This window comes from Methylobacterium sp. CM6241, assembly GCF_054817845.1.
On the sequence record NZ_CM139246.1, the window covers coordinates 3,429,934 to 3,443,668 of the forward strand.

Annotated in this window: 16 protein-coding genes; 10 read left to right on the forward strand and 6 right to left on the reverse strand. The window is 65.7% G+C overall.

What is annotated here, in order from left to right:
* Positions 1 to 32 precede the first annotated feature (32 nt).
* The gene (locus ACYQR9_RS16070; protein ID WP_056434133.1) at positions 33 to 941 is read right to left on the reverse strand and encodes a LysR family transcriptional regulator; all 909 of its coding nucleotides are present in this window, start codon (positions 939 to 941) and stop codon (positions 33 to 35) included.
* A 93-nt stretch (positions 942 to 1,034) separates the two neighbouring features.
* Here ACYQR9_RS16070 and ACYQR9_RS16075 point away from each other — a divergent pair, with 93 nt between their 5' ends.
* Together ACYQR9_RS16075 and ACYQR9_RS16080 are read left to right on the forward strand one after the other, a co-directional pair.
* Positions 1,035 to 1,907: an aldo/keto reductase family oxidoreductase gene (locus tag ACYQR9_RS16075; RefSeq protein WP_461227292.1), complete on the forward strand. Its 873-nt coding sequence runs from the start codon at positions 1,035 to 1,037 to the stop codon at positions 1,905 to 1,907.
* Between the two features lie 474 nt (positions 1,908 to 2,381).
* The gene (locus ACYQR9_RS16080) at positions 2,382 to 2,642 is read left to right on the forward strand and encodes a hypothetical protein (RefSeq protein ID WP_461227294.1); all 261 of its coding nucleotides are present in this window, start codon (positions 2,382 to 2,384) and stop codon (positions 2,640 to 2,642) included.
* Positions 2,643 to 2,924: 282 nt separating this feature from the next.
* On the opposite strand, the gene ACYQR9_RS16085 is transcribed toward ACYQR9_RS16080, so the two are convergent.
* Positions 2,925 to 3,233, reverse strand: coding sequence for a hypothetical protein (locus tag ACYQR9_RS16085; RefSeq protein WP_246747837.1), 309 nt, complete (start codon positions 3,231 to 3,233; stop codon positions 2,925 to 2,927).
* 202 nt (positions 3,234 to 3,435) lie between these two features.
* Between ACYQR9_RS16085 and ACYQR9_RS16090 the strand changes: the two genes are divergently transcribed.
* The gene (locus tag ACYQR9_RS16090) at positions 3,436 to 3,702 is read left to right on the forward strand and encodes a hypothetical protein (protein ID WP_056434138.1); all 267 of its coding nucleotides are present in this window, start codon (positions 3,436 to 3,438) and stop codon (positions 3,700 to 3,702) included.
* A gap of 36 nt (positions 3,703 to 3,738) precedes the next feature.
* On the opposite strand, the gene ACYQR9_RS16095 is transcribed toward ACYQR9_RS16090, so the two are convergent.
* A complete protein-coding gene (locus tag ACYQR9_RS16095; protein ID WP_461227296.1) occupies positions 3,739 to 4,035 on the reverse strand; it encodes a hypothetical protein in 297 nt (98 codons plus the stop codon).
* A gap of 140 nt (positions 4,036 to 4,175) precedes the next feature.
* Between ACYQR9_RS16095 and rsgA the strand changes: the two genes are divergently transcribed.
* Positions 4,176 to 5,192, forward strand: a complete 1,017-nt coding sequence (rsgA, locus tag ACYQR9_RS16100; protein WP_461227298.1) for a ribosome small subunit-dependent GTPase A — start codon at positions 4,176 to 4,178, stop codon at positions 5,190 to 5,192.
* Positions 5,193 to 5,273: 81 nt separating this feature from the next.
* Positions 5,274 to 5,903, forward strand: coding sequence for a 2,3-bisphosphoglycerate-dependent phosphoglycerate mutase (locus ACYQR9_RS16105; protein WP_207411311.1), 630 nt, complete (start codon positions 5,274 to 5,276; stop codon positions 5,901 to 5,903).
* A 50-nt stretch (positions 5,904 to 5,953) separates the two neighbouring features.
* Here the strand turns inward: ACYQR9_RS16105 and ACYQR9_RS16110 are convergent, their stop codons facing one another.
* Both ACYQR9_RS16110 and dinB read right to left on the reverse strand, forming a co-directional pair.
* Positions 5,954 to 6,340: a phage holin family protein gene (locus ACYQR9_RS16110; protein ID WP_461227300.1), complete on the reverse strand. Its 387-nt coding sequence runs from the start codon at positions 6,338 to 6,340 to the stop codon at positions 5,954 to 5,956.
* A gap of 117 nt (positions 6,341 to 6,457) precedes the next feature.
* Positions 6,458 to 7,549 (reverse strand): DNA polymerase IV, encoded by a 1,092-nt coding sequence (gene dinB / locus ACYQR9_RS16115; RefSeq protein ID WP_461227302.1) that lies wholly within the window; start codon positions 7,547 to 7,549, stop codon positions 6,458 to 6,460.
* A gap of 344 nt (positions 7,550 to 7,893) precedes the next feature.
* Between dinB and ACYQR9_RS16120 the strand changes: the two genes are divergently transcribed.
* The 5 genes from ACYQR9_RS16120 (at position 7,894) to ACYQR9_RS16140 (ending at position 13,412) form a co-directional block, all read left to right on the forward strand.
* Positions 7,894 to 8,295 (forward strand): response regulator, encoded by a 402-nt coding sequence (locus tag ACYQR9_RS16120; RefSeq protein WP_348646094.1) that lies wholly within the window; start codon positions 7,894 to 7,896, stop codon positions 8,293 to 8,295.
* Positions 8,296 to 8,524: 229 nt separating this feature from the next.
* On the forward strand, positions 8,525 to 11,473 hold the full coding sequence (locus ACYQR9_RS16125) for a PAS domain S-box protein (protein ID WP_461227304.1): 2,949 nt from the start codon (positions 8,525 to 8,527) through the stop codon (positions 11,471 to 11,473).
* Entirely contained in the window at positions 11,424 to 11,795 is a 372-nt protein-coding gene (locus ACYQR9_RS16130) for a response regulator (RefSeq protein WP_056434152.1), read from the forward strand. Before ACYQR9_RS16125 ends, ACYQR9_RS16130 begins: the two co-directional genes overlap by 50 nt.
* 131 nt (positions 11,796 to 11,926) lie before the next feature.
* Positions 11,927 to 12,670, forward strand: coding sequence for a Crp/Fnr family transcriptional regulator (locus tag ACYQR9_RS16135; protein ID WP_461227306.1), 744 nt, complete (start codon positions 11,927 to 11,929; stop codon positions 12,668 to 12,670).
* Positions 12,671 to 12,710: 40 nt separating this feature from the next.
* Positions 12,711 to 13,412, forward strand: coding sequence for a sensor histidine kinase (locus tag ACYQR9_RS16140; protein WP_461227308.1), 702 nt, complete (start codon positions 12,711 to 12,713; stop codon positions 13,410 to 13,412).
* A 97-nt stretch (positions 13,413 to 13,509) separates the two neighbouring features.
* Here the strand turns inward: ACYQR9_RS16140 and ACYQR9_RS16145 are convergent, their stop codons facing one another.
* On the reverse strand, positions 13,510 to 13,719 hold the full coding sequence (locus ACYQR9_RS16145; RefSeq protein ID WP_056434160.1) for a hypothetical protein: 210 nt from the start codon (positions 13,717 to 13,719) through the stop codon (positions 13,510 to 13,512).
* Positions 13,720 to 13,735 lie beyond the last annotated feature (16 nt).

The window sequence follows — 13,735 nt, forward strand, 5'->3', positions numbered from 1 at the left end:
CAGACGACGAGGCGCTCGGTCGCGCGGCGAGATCAGCGAGGATCGCGATGCGCGCCGATGAAGTCGACGAAGGCCCTCAGCGGCGCGGGAAGGTAGCGCCGGCCCGGATAATACAGGAACGGGCCGGAGAACGATTGCCACCATGGCTCCAGCACGGGCTCCAGAACCCCGCTCTCGAGATGCGGGCGTAGCCAATCCTCGAACAGGGTAATGATCCCGGTCCCCGCAATGGCGGCATCCACCGCGAGGTCGGTGGCGGCCCCGACCCGGACGATGAGGGGACCGCTGGGGTCGATGCGAACGACCTCGCCCTCACGCTCGAATTCCCACGCCGTCGTCGCGCCACTCGCGAAACGGCCGCCGAGGCAGGCGTGGCTCAGCAGGTCTCTCGGATGGGCGGGACGCCCGTGACGATCGAGATAGGACGGGGAGGCGGCCGTGGCGAAGCGCTGCCGGCGCGGCCCGATCGGAACCGCGATCATGTCCTGTTCGAGCCGCTCGTCGTAGCGGATCCCGGCGTCACATCCAGCGGCCAGCACATCCACGAAACCGTCCTCGGCCACGATGTCGAGCCTGATATCGGGATAGGCTTCGAGGAAAGGCGGCACGATCCGCGGCAGCACGAGCCGCGCCGCGCTGACCGGCACGTTGAGCCTGAGTGTGCCGGCCGGACGATCGCGAAAGCCGTTGACGACGTCCAGCGCGGCATCAACTTCGCCCAAGGCCGGCATCAATCGTTCGAGGAGGCGTGCGCCCGCTTCGGTCGGCGCGACGCTGCGGGTCGTCCGGTTGAGGAGCCGGACGCCCAGCCTGGCCTCCAGCCGGCGGACCGCCTCGCTCAAGCCGGATGCGCTCGCGCCGCTCGCCCGTGCGCCATCGCGAAACCCGCCGGCTTCCGCAACGGCGACGAACGCCGCCAAATCCCCGAGATCGGTCGCCATTGTTCGCCTTTTCGCACATCCCGTGCGGATAAGGGCGCATTATCACGCAATCCATGAGGCATTACAGTCCTGGTCATCCTACAGGAGAGTCGCATGACCAAGATCGGACAGGCCGGGACCTACGCCCTCGGAGACCGCACCGTGAAGCGCCTGGGCTACGGCGCGATGCAATTGGCGGGGCCCGGCGTTTTCGGTCCTCCGAAGGACCGGGCCGCCGCCATCGCGGTGCTGCGCGAAGCGGTCGAGCGCGGCGTCAACCACATCGACACCAGCGATTTCTACGGACCGCACGTCACCAACCAGATCATCCGCGAAGCGCTCCACCCCTATCCGGACGACCTCGTGATCGTCACCAAGATCGGAGCCAGGCGCGGTGCGGACGCCTCCTGGAACCCCGCTTTCTCCGCAGCGGAGCTCACGAGCGCTGTCCATGACAACCTGCGTAACCTCGGCGTCGACGCCCTCGACGTGGTCAACCTGCGCATCATGCTCGACGTGCATGGACCGGCCGAAGGCTCCATCGAGGCGCCGCTCTCCATCCTCGCCGATCTCCAGCGACAGGGCCTCGTTCGCCGAATCGGGTTGAGCAACGTAACGGCGCGGCAGGTGGCGGAGAGTCGATCCCTCGCGACGATCGTCTGCGTCCAGAACCAGTACAATCTGGTCCATCGGGCCGATGACGCACTGATCGACGATCTCGCCGCATCCGGCACCGCCTATGTCCCGTTCTTCCCGCTCGGCGGCTTCAGCCCGATCCAGTCGGCGGTACTGAACGAGATTGCCGAGGGGCTCGGCGCGACGCCCATGCAGGTCGCGCTGGCCTGGCTCCTGCGCCGCTCTCCCAACATCCTGCTGATCCCCGGCACGTCGTCGGTCGAGCACCTGCGCGAGAACATGGCCGCGACGGAACTCGACCTGTCCGACGACACGATGGCGGCGCTCGACCGTATCGCACCCTCGACCTGACACAGGCTGGCAGAGGATCATCGACGAGCGAGGCGATGCTCTTCGCCGATGATCGACCGGGGATGATCCGGCGCGCGAACCGATGCGGACGATGGCGTGAGGGGGGGAGGAGAGCCGCCCACACGCCGTCGGCACAACTCGTCCGAACGGCACTCGCATCGACGAGATCGGAACGGCCATTCTCGAAATCAGGCCCTGGTCACAGCCACTTCCGCCATCGCAGGCCCTGCGACACTCATTCCCAAACTATTCAGGGATTATATAACCAACACTTTTGTATTTGATTGTCCCATCAAATAATTCGATGCTGGAATGCCACATACATCGATGACATAGGCTTGATCAGGATCTTTGATCCGCTGCACCACGTGCGTGCCGACACGCCACAAAGGAAATTATTACTTCATATTGGCTTCACACAGAAGAAGCAGCCGGGATACGGAGGCTTCACAAGAAAAGAAAGCCATTGCCCATATGAAGTCTTACATCGCCGCCCTCTCGACTGCTCTCGTCGTGGGACTGACATCGGTCTTGCCTACGATGGCGATGGAGCGTCCCTCGCGTTACACGGCGTTCGCTCCCTACGACGTCGAGACCACCAACGCGATCCGAGCCGACCGTCGGGTCCCCGCGTCCTTCGGTTGTCCGATGAGTTCGGCCGCGGAGGGCAACGCAAACCAGCAGACCCGCGACGTCATGCAATACGGCCAGACGTCCGGCGGAAGCCACTGCTAACCCAGTCAGGACAGTTCATTGGCATCGATACTGAAAGTCTTTTCCTACATCATGGTCGGCGTTGCATCGGTGATGCTGGCCGCGACTATCGTGGGCTCCGCCAATATACTGATAAATTCGTAACACATCGTCCCGGACTACAATCCGGGACGATCTTCGAGATCCCCGGCAGGATCGGTTCGCTCCCCTGCGGCAGTATCCGTTAGGGGAACGGGTCGATCCGTCATTCGCTCGCACGAGGCGCGAGGGAATCCACACCCGGCAAACACTCGCCGTCCGGCTTCAGGGCCGGCGCATCTGCTTGCCGGCGTAAGCCACGAGCTGGGAAAAGGCCAAGGCCGCCGCCGAGGCCTGGACACGGCTCGGATACGGCATCGGAGAATGGGCGACCTCCTGGCCGTAAGCGTCACGCAGTGACCAGCCCCAGCGCCCGACCCGCTCCTCCAGCACGTCGAAATGCATGGCCCGGTCTCCGCTCGTGCGGGGTGACGGCACGCGTGCCGCCGAACCGGCATTCGCGCGCTTCGCCATGCCCGAGGGCAGGCCGGCGGGAGAGAGATTTCCCGATATCCACAGGTCGGCCGTCTGCATCTTGACCTCCTCGCTTGAACTCTATGTTCTCTATATGTTCTTATGCGCGGAGTGTCCACCATGCTGGCCGATCCTTTGCTGCGGCTTGCGGCCCTAGCTACGTCCGAAGCGACGAACATGGCCGGCGGGGAGGCAGCTACCGGCAACGTCGCACCGGCGCAGAGCAGGATCCGGGGCTCATCTCCCGGTTCGGTGGCCTGACATGGAGCGCCTCTGCGACGTGAGGGCCTCGCACCTCGTCATCGCCTGCGGTCCTTGCGAGCGCCGGGGCATCTATCGGGTCGCCCGCCTCCGCCAGCAATTCGGCGATCACGCCTCGGTTCTGGATGTCTATGTGAGGCTCACGCAAACCTGCCGCTGGCAGCGTGAGGTCGGCAGCCGGCCGCCCAATGTCTACGCGGTCGGATGTCGGGCCAAGCTCGACACGTCGGGCGGGGCCGTCGCGAACGGACTTCCGTCGAGAACATAGGCGAAGGGCAGTCTTCCGGTGCCGGCGGGGCCGGATTCACGCATCGTCTTCGCGGCCGAACACCTCGCCCTCTTCGGCCAGCCGGGCATCCGCCTCGTCCGTCCGCAACTCCAGCAGGGCGCGGTACTCTCGCAGCCGCTGCTGAAGCTGCGTGCCCGCCTCCTCGCAATCGGCCGGCTCATCCGTGTCGAGGGCGCAGCCCTCGATCACTTCCGAGGTCTGGCGATCGACGGCCGCGTGGTCGGCCTCGCTCAATCCGGTCAGATCGCCGAGACCGAGTTCCGATGCGATCAGGGCCGCGATCTCCTCGCGCTTCTCCTCGAGCTTCGACATCGTCTGACCCATCCCTGGAATCCATTCTTCCTAATCCGTTGCCTCGATGATCGGTCACCTTGCCGCCACGGAGCAAGGGGAGGGCGCCAGGGGACGGCGAAGCGCTGGTCAATCCGCCAAGGCCCTGTCATGGCTGACCGGTGACCGATGATCTCAGCAACTCTCATTCCCTGCGGCCCTCCCGTCTCGGATGGTCCGACTTCTTCGAGGAGCAACGTGAACCGGCCGAGGCCGGTCTCGTGCCCATGCGGATCGCGACGGTCCACCGCTCCCGGCTGACCGCCCTGTCCCTCACGGGGGCGGTGGGGCTCGTGCTTCCGGTCCATACCCAGACCGGCGATTTCGCCGTGGGCGATTGGGTGCTGGTCGAGCCCGAGACCGGGACGATGCAGCGCCGTCTGTCACGCAGGAGCGTGCTGCAACGGCGCAACGAAGGCGGAGGCCCGCTGCAGCTGGCGGCGGCCAATGTCGATACCCTCTTCGTCGTCACGTCGTGCAACGCCGATTTCAACATCGCCCGGCTGGAGCGCTACCTGGCGCTCGCCAATCAGGGCGGGACGAACCCGGTGATCGTCCTCACCAAGGCCGATATGGCGCCCGATGCCGAGAGCTACCGGCGGCAGGCCGCCGGCCTGCAGCGCGACCTCGCCGTCGTCACGGTCAATCCGCGCCTTCCGGACGCCGTGACGCTCCTCGCCCCCTGGTGCGGCGAAGGTCTGACCGTGGCGGTCGTCGGCTCATCGGGGGTGGGGAAATCGACCCTGGTCAATACGCTCGCCGGCCCGGATCAGGATCTCCCCCAGGAGACCGGCGGGATCCGCGAACACGACGCCAAGGGGCGCCACACCACCACGTCGCGTTCCCTCCATGCCATCGCGGGCGGCGGCTGGGTCATCGATACGCCGGGGATGCGCACGCTGCATGTGAGCGACGCCGCGGAGGGCATCGATACGCTGTTCGCCGAGATCGTCGAGCTGGCCCCCTCCTGCCGCTTCCGGGACTGCACCCACGCCCACGAGCCGGGCTGCGCCGTTCAGGCCGCCGTCACGGAGGGCACGCTCGATCCCGAACGTCTGACCCGGTGGCGCAAGCTCCTCGACGAGAACCGGGCCAACACCCCGGTGGTCACCGGCCCGCGCGGCAGCCGTAGGCGTTGACCGGCAGCCGCAGGCGTTGACCCGCGACCTGACTTCGCACAACCCGACTTCGCCCGACCTCCTGCGGACACCGCTCCCCGAATGCTCCTTCCCGACCGAACTCTCGTCATCGTCCGCCACGGGCAGAGCCACGACAACGAGCGTGACCTCTTCTCCGGCATCCGAGATCCCGATCTGACGGAACGCGGCGTCAGCGAGGCGCAGAGCGCCGGGCGCCGGCTGAAAGAGCTCGGATTCGTCGTCGATCTCGCCTTCACCAGCGAGTTGACGCGGGCCCGGCGCACGATGGCTCTCATCCTGGCGGGCCTCGGGCAACCCGACCTTACTGTCCACCGGAGCGCCGCGCTGAACGAGCGCGATTACGGCGAGCTCGCCGGGTTGAACAAGCGCGAATCCCAGGAACGCTGGGGCGTGGAGCAGGTCCGTGCCTGGCGCAAGTCCTTCGATGCGATACCGCCGGGCGGCGAGAGCCTGGCGATGACCGCCGACCGGATGCTGCCGTATTACCGGGACGAGATCGAATCCCGGGTCCGGGAGGGCAGGCGGGTTCTTCTCGTGGCGCATGGCAATTCGCTGCGGGCGCTGATCATGCATCTCGACGGGATCAGCGCCGCCGAGGTGGCCGACGTGCATCTCGCCACGGCCCAGATGCTGGCCTACCGCTTCGACGAGCGGGGCAGGGTGGTCGACAAACAGGAAATCCCCGCCTGAGCCCGGAGGTCGATCGGCGAGGAGACCGGAAGGCGGCTGCTGGCTCGGCGTCAGCGGGCTCTCAGGGCGTCCCGGTCCCGTGCGAGTTGGCGCCGCGTCCGCATCGGCTCCAGGTTCGAGAGGGACATCAACCGATACCCGAAGGCGAAGAGACCGAGCGTCACGGCGGCAAAGGCACCGCCGACGATCAGCGACGCGATCGCCTCCGAACCGATCAGGAGCGCCAGCCCTTTGACGAAGGCGACCAGGAGCACGAACAATCCGATCAGGACGAAGAGTGCCGCCATCAGGAACAGGGCAAGCGGACGCGCCACTTGATTGACCGCCGACCCGATCTCGGTCTGGAACAGGGCGAGTTGCTTGGAGATCAGGATCTGGGTTTCGCCGATGGCGTCGCCGAGGAGGAGCAGGAGTCCCTTGTCATTCCGGCTGCTCATGCATTCCCTCTTATCCGCACGTCCTGGTCCGGACCCGATCGATCCATGAGCTGCTCGATTCAGATAGTGCGCCGGTGTCGCGCGGCAATCGTCATCCGCCGTTGCCCGCTGCCGGGATCAGATCGCGAGCCCGAGTTGGCGCGGTCCCTCCGTCTCGCCCTGCTGCAGGCCCGACAGGGAGACGCCGAGCAGGCGAACGCTGCGGCGGAGCGGGAACACCGTGCGCAGCAGTCCCAGCGCCGTGTGCATCATCGTATCGCGACCGGCGACCGGAGACTCGAAGGACTGCGCCCGAGTGATCTGGACGAAATCCGAGAATTTCACCTTCAGCGTGACGGTGCGGCCGGCGACACCCTTGGCGCTGCAGGATGCCCAGACCTTGTCGATGAGCGGCGCCAGTCGCGCCTCCATGGCATCGAACTCGGTGAGGTCCTCCGAGAAGGTGGTCTCCGCCCCCACCGACTTCCGAATCCGATGGGCACGCACCTGCCGCTCGTCGATGCCGCGCGCCACCGAATGATAATAGGCCGCCGAGCTCCCGAAGGCCGCCTGCAGCTCTTCCAGGGAGCGGGCCTTCAGGTCGCGGCCGGTAAGGATGCCAAGCCGCTTCATCTTCGCCTCGGTGACGGGGCCGACGCCGTGGAACCGGCCGATGGCCAGATCCTCGACGAAGCCAGGGCCCATCACGGGCGTGATCACGAACAGCGCGTCGGGTTTGCGGAAGTCCGAGGCGACCTTGGCGAGGAACTTGTTGTAGGAGACGCCGGCCGATGCCACGAGACCGGTCCGCGCGAGGATCTCCGCCCGGATCGCCCGCGCCACCTCGGTGGCGGTGGTCAGCCCCTGCAGGTTCTCGGTGACGTCGAGATAGGCCTCGTCGAGGGCCACCGGTTCGATGATCGCGGTATGCTGGGCAAAGACCGCGCGGATCTCTTCGGAGATCGCCCGATAGACCTCGAAGCGCGGCTTGACGAAGACGAGGTCGGGGCACAGGCGCCGGGCCGTGACGGAGGGCATGGCCGAGCGCACACCGAAGGCTCGCGCCTCATAGCTGGCGGCCGCCACCACGCCGCGCTCGCGCGACCCGCCGACCGCAAGGGGCCGCCCTCGCAGAGCCGGATCGTCGCGCTGCTCGACGGACGCGTAGAACGCATCCATGTCGATATGGATGATCTTGCGGACGGAGGCAGTGTCGGCAGGGCTCGACATCGGATCGGGCTGTCACATCGGTGCACGGGGCAGCAGGCAGGCAACGCGTTCGGCCTTTGTTCCTCGCGATTTTCAGCCCTCGGGTCAACCGGCGACGAGGATCCGGCTTTTGCCGGCGAGCCATCGAACCGAACCGGTTTCAAGACGCATGACGTGTTTCGTCCGCCCGCAGGGTCCGCTCCCACGCAGGAGCGCATCGTTATAAACGGGATGATCCGGCCGGTGGGCTGAGTAATCGCCCCCCACCCGACTGGTTCGACGCATAAGCAATCTACGTGATGGAAGAAGATGACGTTGACGGCATCATGGTTCCATCCGTTTCACAACGGGGGAAGGGAGTAGACATGATGCCGAAGCGGACGCTCTGCAGCCGGCGTATCCTGGTGGTGGAGGACGAGTACTTCCTGGCCGACGAACTGTCGCGCGGTTTGTCCGATGCCGGCGCCGAGGTGCTCGGTCCCATCGCCACCCTCGAGGGTGCCCTCGCCCTCCTCAAAGGCCCGATGCCGCCCGACGCCGCCATCCTGGACGTGAATCTCGGGGGTGACGAGGTTTACCCGGTGGCCGACGCCCTCCGTGCCCTCGACGTACCGTTCCTGTTCACCACCGGCTACGATCTGGCGACGATCCCGAACCGATACGCATCCGCTCGGCGGCTGGAGAAACCGGTGAGCAATGCGGCGGTCTTTCGGGAGCTCGATCTCATCCTCGGCGACCGGGCATCCCGGACGGACGCGGACGGATAGGGCGCGCACCGCCGGCTCGTCCCCTCGACGTCGATCGGTCCGTCTCGAGCGAAAGCGGCACCTTGGAGATTGGACCAATGCGTATTCGGCTTTCGGCACAAGTTTAAATTGATTCAGCGCGCCCTATCGCGGAAAGATTGATGACATTCGCGCTGGAGAGCGAAATTGAGTACGCTCGCAGTGTTCCTGGCTGCTTCGACCTCGAACGAACGACGAGCACCCAAGAGAGATGACCCTCACGGAGTCACCGGATGCGTTGGCCGGCCTCGAAGAGGTCCTGATCACCGACGCGTTGCTGAGGCGTCCCGTACGGCCTCCCGACTACGAGGCGGAAGCCCATGCGCTGGCCGAACTGGCCCAGGCGCTGGCCGTCCGGCCGGACACGGTCCTGCAGCGCCTGGCGGATCTCGTCGTCGAGATGGGCATGGCCGAGTCGGCCGGCATCAGCATTCTCGGGTCGGGAGAGCCGACGAAAAGCTTCCACTGGCCGGCAATCGCAGGACCATGGGCTGCGCATATGGGCGGCTCGATCTCCTTCGACGAGAGCCCCTGCGGACTCGTGGTGAGCCGCAATATTCCCCTGCTGCTTTCCCGCCCCCATACCCGCTTCCCGGCCGCCCGTGTCGAGCCGCTGATCCGGGAACTCCTGCTGGTGCCGTTCCGTGCCGGCGATGAGCCGGTCGGTACGCTCTGGGCCGGCATCCATGACCCCGGTCGCGGCTTCGACGGCGAGGATCTCAGGCTCCTCACTCGGCTGACGCACTTCGCCTCCGCCGCTTACGCCATGACCGGCGCCCTTGATGAGGCACGGGCCGGCAGGAGCGAACTGGAGCAGCGGGTCATGGACCGTACCCGTGCCCTGACGGACGCCCATGACGCACTACGCAAAACCGAAGCGTGGCATCGTGCCGAACTGGAACGGGAGGTGAGGGAGCACACGGCCGAGCTGAAGCTGAGCCGTGACCTGCTGCAGGCTACGCTGGACAGTTCAATGGACATGATCCAGGTCTTCGAGGCTGTCCGGGACGCTTCGGGCGAGATCGTCGATTTCCGCTGGCGGTTGAACAACCACACGTCGGAACGGCACCTCGGCGAGGTGAGGGGACAAAGCCTCCTCGAACGCAGTCCAGGCGTGGTTCAGGAAGGGACCTTCGAGGCTTTTCGGCAGGTCGTGCAGACAGGCCGGTCCTCGGTCGCCGAACGCCGCTACGCACACGAGCGAGGAGACGGCTGGCTCTACCAATCGGTGGTGAAACTCGGCGACGGCGTGGCGACCACCGCCAAGGAGATCACCGCCTGGAAGGCGGCTCAGGAGGAGATCCTGCGTCTGCAAGACGAGGTCGCGCAAACGAAACTGGAGGAGAGCGAGGCGATGTACCGCCATCTGTTCAACTCCATCGACGAGGGCTTCTGCATCGTCGAGATGATCTTCGACGACAGGCAGCGTCCGGTCGATTACCGGTTCCTCTCCGTCAATCCTGCATTCGGTCACCAGACCGGGCTCGGCGACGCCGTCGGCCGGACGATGCGGGAGTTGCTCCCCGGGCTCGAGGCGAACTGGTTCGAGACGTTCGGCCGGATCTCCCTGAACGGCGTGGCGGAACGGTTCGAACGCCGGTCGAGCGCCATCGGGCGCTGGTACGACGTCTATGCCTTTCGCGTCGGCACCACCGAACAGCAGCGGGTCGCCATCCTGTTCAAGGACATCCAACCTCGCAAGCGCACCGAGGCGGCCCTGCGGGAGAGCGAGGAGCGCTTCCGTGCCTTCGTCACCGCCAGTTCGGACGTCGTCTACCGGATGAGCCCGGACTGGTCCGAGCTGCAACGGCTGGAGGGACGCGCCTTCCGGAGCGCCACGGACCAGCCGAACAAGACCTGGCTCGACCGCTACATCCGCCCCGGCGACCAGGCGGAGGTCCGCGCCGCCATCGACCGGGCAATCGCGACGCGATCGATCTTCGAGCTGGAACATGCGGTGATCCGCAGCGACGGGTCGCTCGGCTGGAGCCTGTCCCGTGCCGTGCCGACGCTCACGGAGTGGGGCGAGATCAAGGAATGGCTGGGAACGGCCAGCGATGTGACGGCGCGCAGGAAAGCCGAGACGGCGTTGCGCGAGAGCGAGGAGCGCCTCAGCCAATTCGGCGAAGCCTCTTCCAACGTGCTCTGGATGCGCGACGCCTCGACCTTCCAGTGGGTCTATCTCACGCCTGCCTTCGAGACGATCTACGGTCTCGACCGTGCGACGGCAGTCGCCGGCGACCACATGACCAGCTGGGTCGAGCTGATCGTGCCGGAAGACCGCGAGCGTGCGGTCGAGAGCCTGCAACGGGTCCGGACGGGCGAGAGCGTCACCTTCGAGTATCGCGTCAGGCGGCCCAGTGACGGCGGCATCCGCTGGCTGCGGGACACCGATTTTCCCATGCGCGACGCGGCCGGTGCCGTGTGCTGGATCGGCGGCGTCGGCCGGGACATCACCGAGGAGAAGGAGACGGCCGAGCATATGAGCGTGCTCGTGGCGGAGCTGCAGCACCGCACCCGCAATCTCATGGGCGTGGTGCGCGCCACCGTCGACAAAACCCTGCGCAACAGCACGGATCTCGCCGATTTCCGGGCGCGCTACGGCCCGCGCCTGGCGGCCCTCGCCCGTGTGCAGGGATTACTGTCTCGCCTCGCCGAGGGTGAGAGAGTCAGTTTCGACGAGTTGATCCGGAGCGAAGTGGCCGCGCTCGACGGCGGGGCCTCCCGCGTCAGCATGAACGGGCCGGCGGCGATCGCGCTGCGCTCCTCGACGGTCCAGATCTTCGCCCTGGCCCTGCACGAACTGGCGACGAATGCGCTGAAATACGGGGCGCTCGCGCAGCGGCAGGCACGCCTCGAAATTCGCTGGCACGTGGAGTATCCCGGACCGGAAGATGGCCCATGGCTCCATGTGGACTGGCGTGAGCACGGCGTGCGGATGCCATCGCGGGATGATCAGCCGCAGGGAGGCGGCTCCGGCCGCGAACTGATCGAGCGGGCATTGCCCTACCAACTCGGGGCCAGAACAACCTACGTGATGGAAGCCGACGGCATTCACTGCACCATTGCACTTCCCGTATCGGAACGCACGATCCGCCAGAAGGACACCGATGCCGCACAGCATATTCCAAGGCCGACGCATCCTCGTCGCGGAGGATGAGTATTTCCTGGCGGACGAGTTGCGGCGCGAATTGCAGGATGCCGGAGCCGAAATGCTGGGCCCGGTCGCCTCCGTGCGGAGCGGCCTCCAGATCCTGGAGGCACGTACGAAGCCGGATGCAGCAAGCCTGGACGTGAATCTCGGGGGCGAGTGCGTCTACCCGCTCGCGGACGTTCTGATCGCCCGATCCGTGCCGTTCGTCTTCACGACGGGCTACGACCAGGGCGTCATCCCGGACGCCTACGCCCATGTTCTCCGCCTGGAAAAGCCGGTCGAGCCCGAAACGGTGCTTGCCGCGATCGAGACGCTCCTCAAGGCTTGACGGCGGCACCCGTGCAAGGTCTTGCTTTCATTTACAGGGGGGTGAATGGGAAGCCCCCCGGAAACTTAACACAAGTAAATTATTGTGTGTGGGCAATTCTCTATTCGTGCTCTGCGCACGACGAGGAAAGCATGCCGCAACATCTCCTTCGCAAGCTTGAGCACTTCACCAAGCTCTCGCATGACGACCGGCAGGCCTTGGAAATCGCGGCCAGCAAGCAGCGGATTTTTGCAAAACACTCCGATATCATCAGCGAAGGTGACGATCCTCATCACGTCAACCTGATCTTGGAAGGGTGGGCCTGTCGCTACAAGCAGCTCGACGATGGCCGGCGTCAGATCATCTCCTTCTTCGTGCCGGGCGATCTCTGCGACAGCCACGTCTATCTCCTGCGCGAGATGGACCATTCCATCGTTGCCCTCACCTCCGTCAAACTGGCGGAGATCTCGCGCGCCGCGCTGGAACAGATCGCCAACGACAATGTGCGGCTCACCAAGGCATTCTGGTGGGACACCCTGGTGACGGTCGCGGTCCAGCGTGAATGGACGGTCAATCTAGGCCAGCGCACGGCCTTCGAGCGCGTCGGTCATCTCCTCTGCGAACTCTTCCTGCGCTTGCAGAGCGTCGGCCTGACGGAAGGCACCACCTGTGACCTGCCCCTGACGCAGGTGGAACTGGCGGATGCGCTCGGGCTCTCGAACGTGCACATCAACCGCACGCTGCAGGAATTGCGACGCGCCGGCCTGATCGTGCTGAAGGGTGGGCGCCTGACCATTCCCGACTTTCTTGCCCTGCAGAGGGCATCCTTGTTCAATCCGAGTTATCTTCACCTCGACCACGAAGGCCATCATTTCGATGCCAACGGATCGATGTGATCCTGAACCGGTTCTGCCTCAAGCATGCCGTGGAGCTGCGATGACGATGGGATCCAACCCGACGGACACAGAAGAGCAGGTGGTGCTGCTGGCCGAATTGCAGCACCGAGTGCGCAACACGCTGGCGACGATGCGCATGATCGCGCGGCGTTCGGCCGAATTCAGCGAGAGCCTGGAGGATTACACCGCGCATCTCGACGGGCGGTTGGCCGCCATGGCCCGGGTGCAGAACGTCATCATCCAGAACCCCTTGGCCGGGGTCGATCTCGACCGCCTCGTCACTGACGAACTCACCAGCGCGCTCGCCTACCAGGATGGACGCACGCAGGTCGACGGACCGGACCTGCGGCTGCATCTGCGCGCGGCCGAACCCCTCGCGCTCGCGCTGCATGAGCTTTCGACGAACGCCCTCAAGTTCGGGGCCCTATCCACGCCGGGGGGCGGCCTGGCCGTGACATGGCGGATCGAGGAGCGGAAAATCGAGGAGCGGGATGGCGGCCCCTACCTCGTGTTCGACTGGGTGGAGCGTGGCGTGCCGCTGGACGAGCGCGAGCCGCGCCGCAAGGGCTTTGGCACGGTGGTTCTGAGCGAGATGCTGGCGCACAACCTGAAGGCCGAGGCGAGCTTCACCTTCACGCCCGACGGCTTGCGCTACCGTATGGCGATGCCCCTCACCAGCCGGACCCTGCAAGGGGACGCCGTCCCCCTTTCGCTCCCCGAGAAGAGGGACGGGCACCCTTAGCAGGGAATCGATGCCGTCTCGACGATGCCTGCTCGGCACCGTCCGGAGGATCGGACCGCGTCCGCTGTCAAAACCTCCCCGCGGTGACGACGGGTGGTCAGAAGCTGCCGCTCAGGGGCACGGGTGGGGACCGGTCGGCATCCTCGTCCCGCTTGCCCGAATTCAGCATATCGTCCAGCATCGACAGGAGGTCGAGGAGTTCCAGCTTCCCCTCATGCGATATGTCGGCGGCCTTCACGCGTCGCTGGATCGTGGTTCTGACGCTCGACAATGCCTCGTGGTAGCCCTCGGCGCGTTCGGTACTCATGATCGGTTCCCTGCTC